Source organism: Halorubrum sp. CBA1229, from assembly GCF_003721435.2.
Classification (GTDB): domain Archaea; phylum Halobacteriota; class Halobacteria; order Halobacteriales; family Haloferacaceae; genus Halorubrum.
This window is the reverse complement of record NZ_CP054585.1, coordinates 2,256,594-2,271,430: the sequence shown is the minus strand read 5'-3', so window position 1 is coordinate 2,271,430 and position 14,837 is coordinate 2,256,594. Positions and strand designations below refer to the sequence as shown.

Below are 14,837 nucleotides of genomic sequence, written 5' to 3'. Positions count from 1 at the left end.
ACATGCCAGACGACCGCCACGGGCGTTCGACGCGGCTCGACGCCGCGGCCCGCGAACGGGGGCTGGACGCGCCGGCGGGCGACCGACGCGACGCGGCGCCGCCCGACGACGCGGGGCCGCGGACCGCGCGGGTGCCCGAGCCGCACGTCCACGACACTTTCTCCGTCGACGGGATCGACACGAAGCGACGCGAGGGGCTGTTAGAGGCCGTCCTGCTCGACCGCGACGGCGTCAGCGCCGCCTCGGCGACGAGGCGGAACGGGACGGTCGGGATCCACCACGACCCGGACGTCTCCCGCGGGGAGCTCCGGGACGCGCTGGAGGCCTGCGGGCTCGTGGTCGCGCCCGGCGACGCGGCGTTCGAGGTGCGGCGCGCCGCGCAGTTCGACTCCGCCCGCGTCGCCGTCGCCGTCCTCTTCGGGCTGATGGTCGCGACCCCGTACATCGCCGTCCTCTACCCCACCCGGGTCGAGTGGCTGTTCTACGACCCGGTGACGGTCCAGTACCTCCAGTCGATCCTCGACTCGCAGATGGCGACGCACTTCTTCGTCAACCTCGGCTCGCTGTCGGGGATCGCGTTCCTCGTCGCCTGCGGTCCGATGATCAAGCGGTCACTCGCCGCGGCGGCCGCGGGCGAGGTGACGAACGAGAGCGTCTTCGTGGCGGGCGTCGTCGCGCTGTTCGGCTACAGCACCCTCGCCGCGTTCACCGCGTTCGAGGGGGCCGTCCACTACGACCTCGTCGCGTACGCGGTCGTCGGCGTCACCCTCTGGAACCACTTCGGCGTCGGCGAGACGACGCCCGACACCGCGGGCGTCGAGGGACCGACCGCCGACGGGAGCGACGCTCCCGCCGACGCCACCGAGGAGGAGCCGGTCGCGATGACCGACGGCGGCCGGTAGTCGCCGACGGTCTCGCCGCGCGTTTCCTTTTAAACGCTCTCGCCGGTTCGGACGCGCCGAGCGCTCAGTACAGCTCTCCGTCGAGCGGCTCGATCCCCTCGATCCGCACCTCGTCGCCGACGGCGAGGGTCGCCCCCCGCTGCGTCTCCGGGACGACGGTGTTCACCATCAGCCGGAAGTCGTGGTCGAAGCGGTCGCTCTCGGTCCAGTCCGGGAGCGTCGCCCGGCGATTCTTTATAAAGGTCTCGCGGAAGCCGTCGATCTCGGCGCCCGTGTCCGGGTTCCGGGACGGGACGACGCAGCGCTGACAGGGGTTGACGCCGAGCAGCTCGGCGTCGCCCGCGGCGACGCGGACGGCCTCCCCGCGGTCGGCGAACAGCCGGTCCTCCCAGAAGGCGGGGCAGTCGTCGAGGACCACGTTCGGACGGAGCCGCCGACGCATCTCCGTCGCGTCCGCGACCGCGTCGAACCAGCCCGCGACCGTCTCCAGCGTCGCGCGAGAGACGGCCGTCGGCCCGTGTGCGACCCGGTCGTCCGGGAGCCCGCCGTCGGGCTCGCGCACCAGGTCGACATCGTAGCCGAGGTACTCGCCGACCCACGCTTCCACCGCGTCGGCCTCGTCGGGGAGCGCAAACCGCCGCTCGTCCGCATCGGTCCTCGTCTCGGCGCGCGCCGGCCGCGAGAGGGTCACCGCGGTCGGCGTCGCGTCGACCGAGTCGGTCAGTTCGTAGCTCGCGCGGATCCCGTGGACCGCGGGCTCGCGCTTCCCGTTGACGTAGCCGCCGTTCCCGCCGACGGACGCCTCGTGGGGGTCGACGCCGGCCTCGACGAGCGCGTACGTGCGGTCCCCGCGGAGCGCGCCGGCCGCCCCCAGCTCGGCGCGGTCGAGGGCGACGCCGTCGTTCGATTTCAGCGGATAGGCGACGAGGTCCGCGATGCGTGCCATGTCCCGCGTTCGACGGCGCGTGAGAAAAGCGATCGGTCGACGGCGCGGCGGCGGCGTTACTCCTCGTCGTCTTCGTCGGCAGCGTCGGTCTCCTCGTCTCCGTCGGCGTCCGGCTCTTCGTCGTCCTCGGTCGCCAGCCCGGCCGCCGCGAACGCCTCGGCGACCTCGTCGCCGGGGACGGTCCGGTAGCCGTCGGCCTCGGTGATCGTCGCGACCGCGACGTCGTCGGGTTCGAACTCGTCCTCGTGGGCCGCGAGCGCGGCGAGGCCGAGCTCGATACCGGCGGGAAGCGAGAGGTCGTCGTTCCACTCCTCTTCGAGGTGGCCCTGGATCTCTTTCCGGCCGCCGCCGATGACGGTCGCCTTCCACTCGTTCGGGGTGCCGGAGGGGTCGGCGGCGAACAGGCGCGGCTCGCCGTTCTCGATGCCGCCGATGAGGAGCGCGGCGCCGTACGGGCGGGTGCCGCCGCGCTGGGTGTTCTCCTGGATGTGGTCGGTGACGAACTTCGTCAGCGTCTCGACGCCGACCGCCTCGCCGTAGCGCAGGCGGTTCCCCTGCGACTGCCGGCGAGCGAGGTCGATCAGCTGTCGCGCGTCGGCGACGTGGCCCGCGCTCGCGGTGCCGAGGTGGTCGTCGAGCTTGTGGAGCTTCTCGATGCTCTCGGCCTCCATCAGCGTCGAGGAGGCGCGGGACATCGCGACGAACACGACGCCCTCGGCGGTGCGGATCCCGACGCTGGGCGCGCCGCGCGAGACCGCCTCGCGGGCGTACTCGACCTGGTAGATGCGCCCGTCGGGCGAGAACAGCGACGTGCCGCGGTCGTACGCCTGCTGGTCGTTGTTGCCCATCATCGTCGATCACCCGCTCTCGCGGTGTCGCCTTGGCTCATTACCCGTCATTACGCCGGACGGTTGAAAAAGGGTCCGTAACCGGTACGTGCCGGGAGCGACCCCGGACCCTTTAGTTGCCCGCGGCGTCGGCGTCGGCGTCGGCGGGTCGGAGATCGCCGAGACGGGCGTCGCTCGACCGCAACGCGCGGAATCCGCGATCCCCGCCTACGACGGATATATGCCGATCGGTCCCCTAGCGCGGTCGAATTTGACTCCCACACGAACGACAGCCGCGCTGACGGCCCTCCTCGTGCTCCTCGCGGCCGTCGGCGGGGTCGCGGCGGTGCCGGACGCCCGGATCGCGATCGACGGGATCGACGCGAGTACGACCGATCCGGTCGTCGGCGAGCGGACGAGCCTGAACGTCTCGCTCTCCAACTCCGGCGGCAGCCCCTCGGCCGCCGACGTGACGAGCGTCAGGGTCGTCGACGCGGGCGCGGACGACGACGCGGACCCGCTCGATGAGGCGACCGCGGTCGGCGCGCTCTCGCCCGGCGACGCCACCGACGTGACCCTCTGGACCCGGTTCGACGACCCCGGCGAGCGCCGGGTCACCGTCGAGGTCGTCGCCGAGGCGGAGGCCGAAGACGGCGAGGACCCGGCGACCGTCACCGTGACGCGCGACGTCGTCGTCGACGTCCAGCCGGCCGTGGTGACGCTCGACCTCCGGACGCGCGGGCTCGCCCCGGAGGACCTCCGGAGCGACGACGAGAGCGAGGACGCCGGCGGCATCGGCGTCGACGGCATCGAGGGGATCTTCGGCGGCGGTGGCGGCGGGCTCGACACGGGCGAGGACGCCGCGGAGGCCGTGCGGTCGGCCGACTCCCCGGTGGCGGTGACCGTGGTCAACACGGGAACCACGACCGCCGACCGCGTGAGCCTGACCGCGGCCGGCGAGCCGATCGCGGGCGGTGATGGAAGCGGAAACGGCAGTGAAAACGGGACGTTCGAGGCCGGCCCGTACGTCGTCGAGGAGGTCGCGCCCGGAGAGGAGCGGCGCGTCGTCGTCGACCTCGGCCCCCTCGACCGGCGCTCGGCGGTGACGTTCACGGCGGCGTTCCGGGCGGGCATCGACGCGCAGGACGGCGCCGGCGCGGAGCGCACCGCGACGTCGACGCTCCGGTACCCCGCGCACGACGGGGAGCCGATTGTCACCGACGCGACGGTCGAAGCGACCGACGACGGCGAGGTCCTTGTCGACGCCAACCTCGGCAACGCGGGCGGCGGGGATCTGGAGGGCGTCGTCGTCTCCGTGGGGGAGGCGCCGGGCGTCGAACCGACGCCGGCCGGCGGCGAGTACTTCGTCGGCGCGGTCGGTGCCGGCGACTTCGTCGCCTTCGACCTGCGGACGACCGTGAACGCGTCGGTCGCCGAGGAGGTCCCGATCCGGATCGCGTACACCGAGCGCGGCGTGCGGTACGTGGAGACGGAGGCGGTGGCGCTCCCGGACGGCGCGGGAACCGGAGACGGGAGCTCGGGCGCCGCCGGCACCCTCGGCTCCGCCGGCGGGCTCGGCTCGGTCGGCGCGCTCGGGGCGGTCGGCCTCGTCGGTGCCGCCGGGCTCGCGGTCGTGGGAGGCGTCGTGCGTCGGCGCGATGTATAGCGTCGAACTGCGGGGCGCGACCAAGCGCTACCCCGGCGGCGGCGCCGAGCCGGTGGTCGCGCTCGACGACGTCGACTTCGCGGTCGAGCCGGGCGAGTTCGTCGCGGTCGTCGGGCCGAGCGGCTCCGGCAAGTCGACCCTGCTGAACGTCCTCGGGCTGCTCGACGACCCGACAGAGGGGAAGCGGGTCCTCGACGGGACCGACGTGACGAGCCTCTCGGTCGCCGAGCGCACGGCGGCGCGCAAGGAGTCGATCGGCTTCGTCTTCCAGGACTTCCACCTGCTGCCGACGCTGACGGCGGTCGAGAACGTCGCGCTGCCGACCGCGTTCGACCCCGGCGACGCGAGCGACCGCGCCGCCGACCTGCTCTCGCGGTTCGGGCTCGGCGACCGGCTCGACCACGAGCCGTCGGAACTGTCCGGCGGGCAGAAACAGCGGGTCGCCATCGCCCGGTCGCTCATCAACGATCCCGCGGTCCTGCTCGCCGACGAGCCGACCGGCAACCTCGACACGGAGACCGGCGAGTCGATCCTCGCGGAGTTCGAGCGCGTGAAGCGGGAGGGGGTCGCGGTCGTCGCGGTGACGCACGACCCGCTCGTCGAGGGGTACGCCGACCGGGTCGTCGAGCTCACCGACGGCGTGCTGGTCGGCGGGATTCCGGACGGCGATGAGACGAGGGAAGCGGAGCCGCGCCCCGACCCCGAGACGGCGACCGCGGAGGACCAATGAGCCGGGGCGAACCGGCGGCGCAGTCAGGTTCGGGTTCGGGGCCGGGCTCGCGGCCGAAGTCCGGAGCGAGCGGCTGGCTCCGCGGCTGGCGCCCCGCGGTAGGGATGGCCGCGCGGAACCTGCGCCGGAACCGGGTGCGGACCGCGCTCGCGGTGCTCGGCGTCTGCATCGGCGTGCTCGCGGTCGCGGCGCTCGGGATCTTCGGCAACGTGCTGGCGCTGGGCGCCCAGGACGCCATCGGCGACATCGGCACGCAGGTCGTGGTCTCGCCGAACGCCGACGCCGGGATCGAGTCGCTCTCCGACGCCGACGTGGCCGACATTCGGCGCGCCGTGGGCGAGCCGGCGGTCGTCCCGCTGTACTCGGACAACGCGGTCGTCGCCAGTCAGAGCGACCAAGAGTTCGCGACCGTCTACGGCGTCGAGGAGCCGGCGCTCGCGTTCGAGGCCGCGGAGGGCCGGCTCCCCGAGCGCCACCGGCAGGGCGCGATCGTCGGCGCCGACGTCGCCGAGGAGCTCGGCGTCGGCGCGGGCGACACCGTCGGGATCGCGGGGACCCAGGTCCGCGTCGTCGCGGTGCTCGTCGAGAGCCAGACGTTCAGCCCGGTCGCGCCCGACGACGCCGTCTTCCTCCCCGAGTCGGCCTTCTCGGCGGACGGGTACGCGCAGGCCCTCGTCGTCGCCGAATCGGGCGAGGCGGCGCGGGTCGCGGCCGACGACATCCGCGCGGAGGTGAACGCCCGCGAGGAGCGCGTCGAGCTGTTCGAGCTCGCCGCCATCGTCGACGAGGTCAACGAGTTCTTCGGGCTGCTCAGCACGTTCCTCCTCGGTCTCGGCGCCATCTCGCTCGTCGTCGCCGGCGTCTCGATCCTCAACGTGATGTTAATGAGCACGGTCGAGCGCAGGGAGGAGATCGGCGTGATGCGCGCGGTCGGCGTGACCCGCCGCGACGTGTTGCGCGTGCTGCTCGCGGAGGCCGGCCTCATCGGCGCGATCGGCGCCGCCGCGGGGACCCTCCTCACCGTCCTGCTCGTCGCCGGGCTCGTCGCCGCGACCCCGGAGGTCGACGCCGCCCTCGCGCTCGACCCGACGAACGGCTACTACCTCCTCCTCGCGCTCGGCTTCGGCGTCGGCGTGGGGCTCGTCAGCGGCGCCTACCCGGCCTGGAAGGCCGCGAACGAGCGACCGGTCGAGGCGCTCCGGAGCTGAGCAGCCGCGACCCGACGGCGAGCCCGGCGGCGTCTCTCCGCGAGCGGGACCGTCACCCCGCCCAGCCGCCGCGCATGTCGTCGGTCACGCGGTCGCGCCACGTCTCGAAGGCGTCTCGACACTCCGGGCTCTCCTCGATGTGCCGGACGAACCCCGCTCCGGGGGACGCCAACTCCGCCTCGCAGAACGGGCACCGCCTCGGCTCGATCGTCGACTCCGCTAATGCCATGACATCACATACCAATCTAGAAGCTCAAGAGTTTTGTTACGTGTGGTATTTTTGCCATAGATATCTGTTCCGCGTGCTTCTCGCGAAGTATCCAGCCCGAACGTCCACTCAGTACAAGAGGAACGCCCCGACCGTCAGTCGGTTTTTCGCTCGTAGGTGACGAACGCGAGGTCGCCGTCGCCGTCGGTCTCGGCGTCCGGAACGACCTCGCGGTCGACTTCCCGCCACGCGTCGGCGTCCCAGTCCGGGAACCGCGTGTCGCCGTCGGGACGCCCGGGGACCTCCGTCAACACCATCCGGTCGGCGAGGTCGAGGAACTGCTCGTAGACGGCGGCGCCGCCGATCACGTACGCCTCGTCGACGCCGCGGTCGGCGGCGTCGGCGGCGGCGAGCACGACCGCCCCGCTGACGTCGTTCGCGGCGACGGCCCCCTCGGGGAGGTCGAGGTCGCGCGTCGTCAGCACGACGCTGGTGCGGTCGGGGAGCGGGCCGCCGATCCGGGCGGCGATGCTCTCGTACGTCTTCCGCCCGACGATCACGGGGTGGCCGGTCGTGAGACGCTTGAAGTGCGCCAGGTCGGCCGGGTAGTGCCACGGCATCCCGCCCTCGTCGCCGATGACGCCGTTCTCGGCGACGGCGGCGACGATGACGAGGTCGACGTCGGCGATCTCGGCGCTGCCCGCGCCGTCGCCGGCGGGCGCGTCGCCGCCCATCACTCCGCGACCGCGAACGAGAGGCCGTCCGCGGAGTCGTAGTCGACGAGCTCGACGTCCTCGTAGGTCAGCTCGTCGAGGGGGACGTCGGCGATCTCGATCCGGGGGCGCTCGCGCGGCTCCCGCGAGAGCTGTTCGAGCAGGCCGGGGACGTGATCGTACCCCGCTTCGCCGTCGGCCTCGTCCGGGGCGGTCCGCTCGACCCAGTCCTTCACGTCGAGGTAGTCGGCCTTGCTCCCGACGTTCGCGAGCCGCTCCTGCACGTACGGGAGGTTGTTCGCGTACCACTTGCCGCGCTCGCCGCGGCCGCAGTAGACGTGCGCGTCGACGACGGTGTGACCGAACTCGCCGACCTCGAACCCCGTCCGCTGCGCGAGCGCGTTCGCGAGGATCGCGTAGGCGGCGATGTTGAACGGCACGCCGAGCGCGATGTCGCCCGAGCGCTGCGTGAGGTGGAGATTTAAACGGCCGTCCTGCACGTTCACCACGAACGAGTAGTGACACGGCGGGAGCGTGGAGGTCGCGGCGTTGGCGGGGTGCCACGCGTTGACGACCATCCGGCGCGAGCGCGGGTTCTCCTCGAGCGTGTCGAGCACGTACCGAATCTGGTCGAACGTCAGGCGCTCGCCCCCGTCGGGGCCCTCCTCGACGGTCACCCAGCGGTGGGCGTCCTCGGGCCACGTCTCGCCGGGAAGCGCGGCGTCGTCCTCCGGAACTGGGTAGCGGCGCCAGAACCGGCCGTAGGCGGTGTCGAGTCGGCCCTCGTCGTCGGCCCACGCGTCCCAGATCTTCGTCTCCTCGCGGAGGTTCCTGACGTGCTCCTCGCCGGAGAGGTACCACAGCACCTCGTGGATGAGCGAGTTCCAGCGGTAGCCGTCCATCTGTTTGGTGGTGAGGAGGGGGAACCCCTCCGCGAGGTCGACGGTGTACTGCCCGCTGAACGACGCGATCGTGTCGACGCCGGTCCGGTTCGGCTTGTACGTGCCCGTCGACAGGGTGTCGTCGACGAGATCGAGGTACTGTTGCATGGTGGTCGGCGTCGCCCCCGTCCGGGAAGCGCGGGGAGCGACGGGTCTATCGGGTCAAACGCGCCGCGGAAAGTAAGTGTATCGTGACCGGAATCGAGGCGAGTCGCCGACACGCACCCCGGCGTCGAACTGCGATTTATAAGCAACCGACGCGGTGGCGCGCCCCGGCGAGCGGCCGGAGGCCGCGAGCCGCCGGTGCGAGGGAGTCGGCCGGCCGGAGCGAAGCGGAGGCCGGCCGACGAGGCTGGGGAGGCGTGAGGCTGTGCGGTCGGGGCGCGGTCGGGGTGGGACTCAAAGGGGCAGCCGTGAGGCGGGCGCAGGTGACGTAAGCACCGCAGGAATGAGCGAAGCGAGTGACGAGGAGCGCAGCGAACGTGCGCCCGCCTCACGGCTGGGGCTTTGGAGGTTTTCACCGTCAAGCCACGATCAACGATTTATAAGCGGGCGGCTGGGAATCCGAAAGCCGTCACCGCCGAGCCGTCACTCAATTATAAACACCCGACAGCAACACCCCACTCCGAGTTATATAGCCGTCACCCAGGCCCGGTACTCCTCGTCGAGCCCGTACACCTCGCGGAACGCGCGCTCGATGAATCCCGCCACGCGGTTGGCGTCAGAGCGCGCCGTGACGACCGCGTTCGTCCCCTCGGCCTCCTCCGGGCTGACGAGCTCGTCGATCCGGAACTCCGGGAACTCCCCCAACAACTCCTTCAGCCGCTCTAACTCGTCGTCCGTGCAGTCCAAGACCACCTCCGTGCCGGCGAGCTGGATCCACGGCGGCACCTCGCCGCCCTCGGTGACGTCGCTGTCGGGGTCGACGTCGACGGTCATCACGTCGCTCGATCGGGTCCGGTGGGCGGTCGCCGCGTCCGCGAACAGCTTCAGCCGCTCGTCCCCTGTCGCGGCGTCGAATCGGGTCATGCCACCACGTCGGCGCCGGCGGCTCTTGAAAGGCCCCGACTCCCCCCGCTCCGATTTAAAAGCCCGCTACCGCTCCGTCTCCGCCAGCACGTCCTCGGCGATATCGAGCGTTCGCTCGGCCTCGTGCACCCGGTCGTGGATCGCGCCGGTCCGCACGAGCTCCAGCTCCGGCTCGTCGAGCGCGTCGCGCACCTCGGCGGCGCGGCGGAGCCGCTCGTACGCGTCGTCGCGCGCGAGGTCGCGCACGGCCCGCAGCGTCGCGACCGTCTCGTCGTCGGCGACCCGCGAGACCAGCGGGATCAGCTCGTCGATCTCGTAGGCGAGCTCGTCGCCGCCGGCGGGCGGCCAGTCCAGCGTCAGCGGCTCGCCGTCGAGCCGCTCGATGTAGGTGCGGTGGACCGCGACCGCCGTCCGGAGCGCGCCGGGGTCCTCGACGTAGTGCTCCAGCTTGGAGTTCGAGTAGTCCGCGTACTCCAGCAGGGTCGGCAGCGGCTCCTCGCCCGCCTCGTACTCCGCGACGTACTCGGCGAGGTCCGTCGGCGGGACTCTGACGTCGACGAACGGCGTCGCGTCCGCGCGGTCGAGGAAGGCGAAGACGTCGCGGGCCGACGCCGACTTATAAAAGTCGGCGAACGACTCGCGGACCGCCTCGTTGTACGTCGCGACCGGCTCGCGGAGGCGGTCGACGTCGGCGTCGAGGTCGGCGTCGGCCATCTCCGCGACCTCGCGCAGCTCGTCGAGCCGCGCGGCGAGGGCCTTCCGCGCCGCTCGCGCGTCCTTGCGCGCGGCGCGGTAGTCGTCGACCGCCTCGTCGCGGTCGGCGAGCAGGTCGACGTACTCGCCGGCGGGGTCGAGCGCCTCGCGGGCCGCCGCGAAGTCCGACTCGGAGAGCCGCTTCTTGTCGACCGCCTCGTCGGCGGCCGCGAACGCGTCGGCCGCGAGCGCGTCGTCGTCGACGTCGACCGCGTTCGCGAACTCGCCCTCGAACTGGACGTAGGCCGCGAAGTCGCCGCTGCCGACCGCGTCCTCCTCGTACTGGTCGAGCACGCGGTGGGCCCGCCGATACGTGTCCGCCGCGGCCTCGACGCGCTCCCGGCCGAGGTCGGCGATCCGTTCCTCGAGCCGCCGGAGCTCGTCGTAGCGCTCGCGCAGCGTCGCGGCCGCCTCGCCCGCCTCGGCGACCGGGTCGGTCTCGCCCGTCTTACTCTCCTCCGCGGCGCCGCCCATTCAGTACACCTCTTCGGGGTCGAAGACGCGCTCCCCGACGTGCTCGCCGTCGATCGTCCGGTGGAAGCAGGAGCGGTGGCCCGTGTGACACGCTCCCACGTTCTGGTCGACGAGGTACAGCAGGGTGTCGGCGTCGCAGTCGACGCGCACCTCGCGGACCGCCTGCGTGTGGCCGGAGGAGCCGCCCTTGCGCCACAGCTCGTCGCGCGACCGGGAGTAGTAGTGGGCCTCGCCCGTCTCGCGGGTGCGGTCGAGCGCCTCCGGCGAGACGTACGCGAGCATCAGCACCTCGCCCGAGTCGGCGTCCTGGGCGATCGCGGGGACGAGCCCATCCTCGCCGAAGTCGACGTCGATGCCGTCGCCCCCGTCCTCGCCGGCCCCGCTCGCTCCCGCGTCCGCGTCGGCGTCACTCATGTCTCGGCGGAGGCGCGGGGCTCGAATAGTCCTTTTGTCTGTTCCCGCCCGAGACGGCGGCGGCGCTACTCCCACCCGAGACGGTGCCGGCGTTACTCCCGCCGCAACACGAGCGCGTCGCCGTCGGCGTACGCGTCGGCGCGCCGGTCGACGACCTCGAAGCCGAGCCCGTCGTACAGCGCGAGCGCCCCCTCGTTGTCGGGGTGCGCCTGCAGCGTCACGGGTCCGTCCGCGTCCGCGATCGCGGCCGAGAGGAGGCCGCTGGCGCGCCCCTCGCGCCGGTGGTCCGGGTCGACGACGAGCTCGGCGACGTGGACGCCGGGCCGGTTCGGGGCGTCGACCGGGAGCAGGTAGCCGACGGTCCGGCCGTCCGCGACGCTCACGAGCGCCGACCCGACCGCGAGCCCGTACTCCAGGAGGTCCGGGTTCGGCCGCCAGAGGAACCCCTGCAGCTCGCGGATCCGGTCGGCGTCGGTCGGGCGGGCGGCCCGAACGCGCGGGTCGGGGGCGGCGGCGGACTCCTCGTCGTCGGCAGAGCGGGTCAAAACCCCGCCACCCCCAGCGCGGCCGCGACCGCGACCGCCGCCCCGGACAGCGTCGCGAGGAAGTTCACGGCCTGGTTGCCGACGCGCTCGCCCTCGACCACCGCGCCGAGGACGCTGTCGACGGTCATGCCGGCGACGCCCGCGAGGACGACGAGCCCGCCGCCGACGACCGGGTCGCCGACCGGCATCCCGACCGCGGCGAGGCCGCCGACGAGGAGCGCGCCCGCGAGCCCGGCGAGCTCGCCCTGCCACGTGATCGCGCCGTCGGTGCCGGGCTCGACCCGCCGGAGGGTCGTGACGAGCCGGGGCCCGTCGAACAGCCCGCCGATCTCCGAGGAGAGCGTGTCGGCCATCGCGGTGGCGGTCGCCCCGGCGAAGGCGAACGCGAAGGGGGCGGCCGGCACGCCGAGGTGGGGGGTCGCCGCGTAGCCGAGGAGCGCGGCCAAGGCGACCGCGGAGTTCGCCAGCACGTTGCCGGTGCCGCGGGCCCCCTCGTTCTCCTGGGCGACGCCGCGCGCGGCCTTCTCGTCGAACCGGTACTTGGAGGCGAGGCCGCCGACGGCGTAGAAGGCCATCAGCGTGAGGAACCAGCCGACGCCGCCGAGCACGACGGCGAGCAGGGCGGAGAGCACCCCGGTCAGCATGCCCGGGACCGAGGCGGTGCCGAGCGCGAAGGAGACGTAGCCGAGCGCGGCGGTCACGCCGAGCCCGAACGCGACGAGGGGGACCGTGACCGCCGGGTCGAGCGCGACGAACCCCCAGACCGCGAACGCGACGAGGATGACCGTGATGTGCGCGTCGCGGGCGAACACCAGCGACCGCACGAGCGCGGCCGTCAGCGCGGCCACGGACGCCAGGAAGACGAGGTCGGGGAGGGCGGTCGCCAGCGCCGACGTCGCCCCCGCGGGGTCGAGGCTCGGGGCCGGGGCGGGCCCGCCGAGGGAGAGGCCGCCGGCGACGCCGAGGAGCTCCGTCTGGAGGCGCACCGCGACCTGTCCGGCGAGGGCCGCGAGCGCGCCGACGCCGACGTAGCCGGCGACGAGCGGGAACTCGTCGCTCGTCGACCGGCCGACGAGCTCCCGGCCCAGTCGCCCGCCGCCGACGGCGAGCGCCGCCGCGGCGAACGCCTCGTACGGGAGCGGCGCGCGGGGGAGCGAGGCGAACAGCGCGAGGCCCGCGGCGGCGACCGAGAAGGCGACCAGTCCGTACAGCCGCTCCTCCTCCCGGTCGCCCGGGAGCGCGAGCGTCTCGAACCACTCGCCGTCGCGGATCCCGAAGAAGGCGAGGCCGGCGACGGCGAGGAAGGGCACGACGGCGGCGTCGCCGAGCGTCGGCGCGAGGGCCGCGAGCGCGGCCACAGCGGCGAAGGTACTCGCGCGTCGGAGCCTCCGTATCACACAGTCGGCTACCCGGGACGAGCACTTAACGGTCCCGACACCGGCCGGCGACCGCGGCGTCGGTCAGTATCGATACTCGTTGAACCGGACCGCGTGCCCCTCGATCACGCGGACCCTGCTTTCCGGGTCCTCGTCGTCGTCCCCGGTCGCCTCCTCGCGCGTGTCAACGTCACTCATACGCGACGGGAGGCGTCTGGCTTTTATAAATGTTAGCCACGGAGCGGAAGTGACAGGGGCAGCGTGAGCGAGGCGAGCTGGCGGATGTCGGGAGAAGCGTGGTGGCGGATGTCGGGTGCGACGCCAGCGCCCCGCTCAGTCGATGACTCGGTCGATGTCACCGAGATCGTCGAGGACGTAGTCGGGGGTGACGTCGGCGGCGGCGAGCCGGTCCTCGTCGGTCACGCCGGACCGGACGAGGACCGTGGTCATTCCCGCTCGCTCGCCGAGCGCGATGTCCGTGTTCAGACGGTCGCCGACGACGAGGCACTCCTCGGGCGGGTAGGGAAGCCGCTCGCTCACCATCTCGATCGCGGGGTCCGACGGCTTGCCCAAGACGACGTCGGGCTCGCGCTCCGCGACGCCGGCGATCGCGTTGATCACCGCCCCGGAGCCGGGCGCGTCGCGCTCGGGGGCCGGGATGACAACGTCGGGGTCGGTGCCGATGAACGGCACGTCGCGCTCGAGCGTCCACATGGCGGTACAGAGGTCGTCGTAGTCGAAATTTCGGGAGATCGAGGCGACGAGGGCATCGGCGGCGTCGACGTCGTCGGTGGTCGAGAGCCCCGCCTCCGCGAACTGGTCGAGCAGCCCGGGATCGCCGATACACAGCAGGTCGTCGTCGGCGTGGTGCTCGCGGAGGTAGCGCGTCGTCACCGTCCCGGCCGTGAACACCCGGTCGGCGTCGACGTCGTACCCCGCGGCGCCGAGCCGGTCGACGTACGCGGGCGGCGCCTTGGTCGGGTTGTTCGAGACGAACAGCGTCTCGATCCCGGCCTCGCGGAGCCGACGGTAGCCCGCCGGAGCGCCCGGGATCGGATCGTTGCCTCGCACGACCGTGCCGTCCACGTCGATGACGGCGCCGCTGAATGCCATGTCCGTCGTCGGGGCGCCACGGCCGTAGTGGTTGTGGAGTGCGCCACGGTCGAGTGGTTGTGGAGTGCGCCACGGTCGAGTGGTTGCGGGGCCGTCGCGCCCGTCCCGCCGCACGCGGGTTCCAAATTCGGTACGGGTTTCACCTTCGGGATAACGGAAAGGTAAAGCGGCCCGACTCCCAACCAACGGTACTGTGACGACGACCCAGGTGACCCTCGTCCAGATCGACAACTACGGGCCGTGGACGACGACGCCGGAGCCGCGCCGGGAGATGGACCTCCAGACGCTCCAGTCGCGGCTCTTCGCCGACATCGCTCAGTTCGTCGGCCACCGCGACGCGTACGTCTTCTTCACGCGCTTCGACAACATGGTCGCGGTGACGAACGGCATGGACGGCGCGGCCCACGCGGCCCTCCAAGAATCGATCGGTAACCGCTACCCGGTGAGCGTCAGCCTCGGCACCGCGGTCGCCGAGCGACCGGTCGACGCGCTGGAGGACGCGAACCGCCGGCTCCAGGTGGAGGGAAGCGCGCAGGACGAGGCCCGGACCGAGGTGCTCGCCGGCGAGTACCTCACGGAGGCGACGGGCTCGGACCTCCAGGTCGCGCACTTCGACGTCGTCAACGCGACCGGCAAGTACACCGACCAGCTCAACGAGTTCGACACGTTCATCAACATCGAACAGGCGTACGCCTCCGTCATGCGGTACCTCCGGGAGCAGCACGGCGCGCTCTCCTTCTTCGTCGGCGGCGACAACATCATCTCGGTCTGCCCCGACCTCCCCGAGCGCGCGTTCGCCGATGCGGTCGCGCACGTCGAAGACGATGTGGGCGTGGAACTCCAAGTCGGCGTCGGCCGCGGCGCCTCCGCTCACGAGGCGGGGTTCGCCGCCAAGCACGCGCTGGAGGACTGCCGCCACGACGGCACGAGCGTCGAGCTGTTCGGCGTCCCCGCTGCCGGCGACTGAGCCGAGACTCGGGCCCGGCGGCCGG

General features: G+C 72.5%; 16 protein-coding genes. 5 read left to right on the top strand and 11 right to left on the bottom strand.

The genetic code is table 11. The features are described 5' to 3' along the window. Positions 1–2: 2 nt before the first annotated feature. Positions 3–902 (top strand): hypothetical protein, encoded by a 900-nt coding sequence (locus tag Hrr1229_RS11275; protein ID WP_123112809.1) that lies wholly within the window; start codon positions 3–5, stop codon positions 900–902. A gap of 64 nt (positions 903–966) precedes the next feature. On the opposite strand, the gene Hrr1229_RS11270 is transcribed toward Hrr1229_RS11275, so the two are convergent. Next, positions 967–1,848, bottom strand: a complete 882-nt coding sequence (locus Hrr1229_RS11270) for an MOSC N-terminal beta barrel domain-containing protein (RefSeq protein WP_123112810.1) — start codon at positions 1,846–1,848, stop codon at positions 967–969. A 56-nt stretch (positions 1,849–1,904) separates the two neighbouring features. After that, positions 1,905–2,696, bottom strand: a complete 792-nt coding sequence (gene psmA / locus Hrr1229_RS11265; RefSeq protein ID WP_123112811.1) for an archaeal proteasome endopeptidase complex subunit alpha — start codon at positions 2,694–2,696, stop codon at positions 1,905–1,907. Between the two features lie 220 nt (positions 2,697–2,916). On the opposite strand from psmA, the gene Hrr1229_RS11260 reads away from it, so the two are divergent. Genes Hrr1229_RS11260 through Hrr1229_RS11250 form a run of 3 tightly spaced genes read left to right on the top strand, consistent with a single transcriptional unit; the run spans position 2,917 to position 6,279 of the window. After that, on the top strand, positions 2,917–4,341 hold the full coding sequence (locus Hrr1229_RS11260; RefSeq protein ID WP_123114847.1) for a hypothetical protein: 1,425 nt from the start codon (positions 2,917–2,919) through the stop codon (positions 4,339–4,341). Further along, entirely contained in the window at positions 4,334–5,071 is a 738-nt protein-coding gene (locus Hrr1229_RS11255) for an ABC transporter ATP-binding protein (RefSeq protein WP_123114846.1), read from the top strand. Before Hrr1229_RS11260 ends, Hrr1229_RS11255 begins: the two co-directional genes overlap by 8 nt. Further along, positions 5,068–6,279, top strand: a complete 1,212-nt coding sequence (locus tag Hrr1229_RS11250; RefSeq protein WP_123112812.1) for an ABC transporter permease — start codon at positions 5,068–5,070, stop codon at positions 6,277–6,279. Before Hrr1229_RS11255 ends, Hrr1229_RS11250 begins: the two co-directional genes overlap by 4 nt. Before the next feature lie 52 nt (positions 6,280–6,331). Here Hrr1229_RS11250 and Hrr1229_RS11245 read toward each other — a convergent pair whose 3' ends face one another. The 9 genes from Hrr1229_RS11245 to Hrr1229_RS11205 form a co-directional block, all read right to left on the bottom strand. Continuing rightward, positions 6,332–6,508: a hypothetical protein gene (locus Hrr1229_RS11245; protein WP_176329407.1), complete on the bottom strand. Its 177-nt coding sequence runs from the start codon at positions 6,506–6,508 to the stop codon at positions 6,332–6,334. 134 nt (positions 6,509–6,642) lie between these two features. Continuing rightward, the gene (locus Hrr1229_RS11240) at positions 6,643–7,221 is read right to left on the bottom strand and encodes a dihydrofolate reductase (protein WP_123112813.1); all 579 of its coding nucleotides are present in this window, start codon (positions 7,219–7,221) and stop codon (positions 6,643–6,645) included. Continuing rightward, positions 7,221–8,249 carry a thymidylate synthase gene (gene thyA, locus Hrr1229_RS11235; RefSeq protein ID WP_123112814.1) on the bottom strand — a complete coding sequence of 343 codons (1,029 nt, stop codon included), beginning with the start codon at positions 8,247–8,249 and terminating at the stop codon, positions 7,221–7,223. Before thyA ends, Hrr1229_RS11240 begins: the two co-directional genes overlap by 1 nt. Before the next feature lie 522 nt (positions 8,250–8,771). Continuing rightward, positions 8,772–9,170, bottom strand: a complete 399-nt coding sequence (locus Hrr1229_RS11230) for a hypothetical protein (RefSeq protein WP_123112815.1) — start codon at positions 9,168–9,170, stop codon at positions 8,772–8,774. Positions 9,171–9,236: 66 nt separating this feature from the next. After that, complete coding sequence (locus Hrr1229_RS11225) at positions 9,237–10,397, bottom strand: hypothetical protein (protein ID WP_123112816.1); 1,161 nt, start codon at positions 10,395–10,397, stop codon at positions 9,237–9,239. Beyond that, positions 10,398–10,811, bottom strand: coding sequence for a phosphoribosyl-AMP cyclohydrolase (gene hisI, locus Hrr1229_RS11220; RefSeq protein WP_123112817.1), 414 nt, complete (start codon positions 10,809–10,811; stop codon positions 10,398–10,400). 92 nt (positions 10,812–10,903) lie between these two features. Beyond that, a complete protein-coding gene (locus Hrr1229_RS11215; RefSeq protein WP_123112818.1) occupies positions 10,904–11,356 on the bottom strand; it encodes an N-acetyltransferase in 453 nt (150 codons plus the stop codon). Continuing rightward, positions 11,353–12,753: a DUF92 domain-containing protein gene (locus Hrr1229_RS11210; protein WP_123112819.1), complete on the bottom strand. Its 1,401-nt coding sequence runs from the start codon at positions 12,751–12,753 to the stop codon at positions 11,353–11,355. The genes Hrr1229_RS11215 and Hrr1229_RS11210 overlap by 4 nt, the downstream gene beginning before the upstream one ends. Positions 12,754–13,065: 312 nt before the next feature. After that, a complete protein-coding gene (locus tag Hrr1229_RS11205; protein ID WP_123112820.1) occupies positions 13,066–13,845 on the bottom strand; it encodes an HAD-IIA family hydrolase in 780 nt (259 codons plus the stop codon). A gap of 193 nt (positions 13,846–14,038) precedes the next feature. Between Hrr1229_RS11205 and Hrr1229_RS11200 the strand changes: the two genes are divergently transcribed. Next, positions 14,039–14,812 carry a GTP cyclohydrolase III gene (locus Hrr1229_RS11200; RefSeq protein WP_123112821.1) on the top strand — a complete coding sequence of 258 codons (774 nt, stop codon included), beginning with the start codon at positions 14,039–14,041 and terminating at the stop codon, positions 14,810–14,812. The last annotated feature ends 25 nt before the right edge of the window (positions 14,813–14,837 follow it).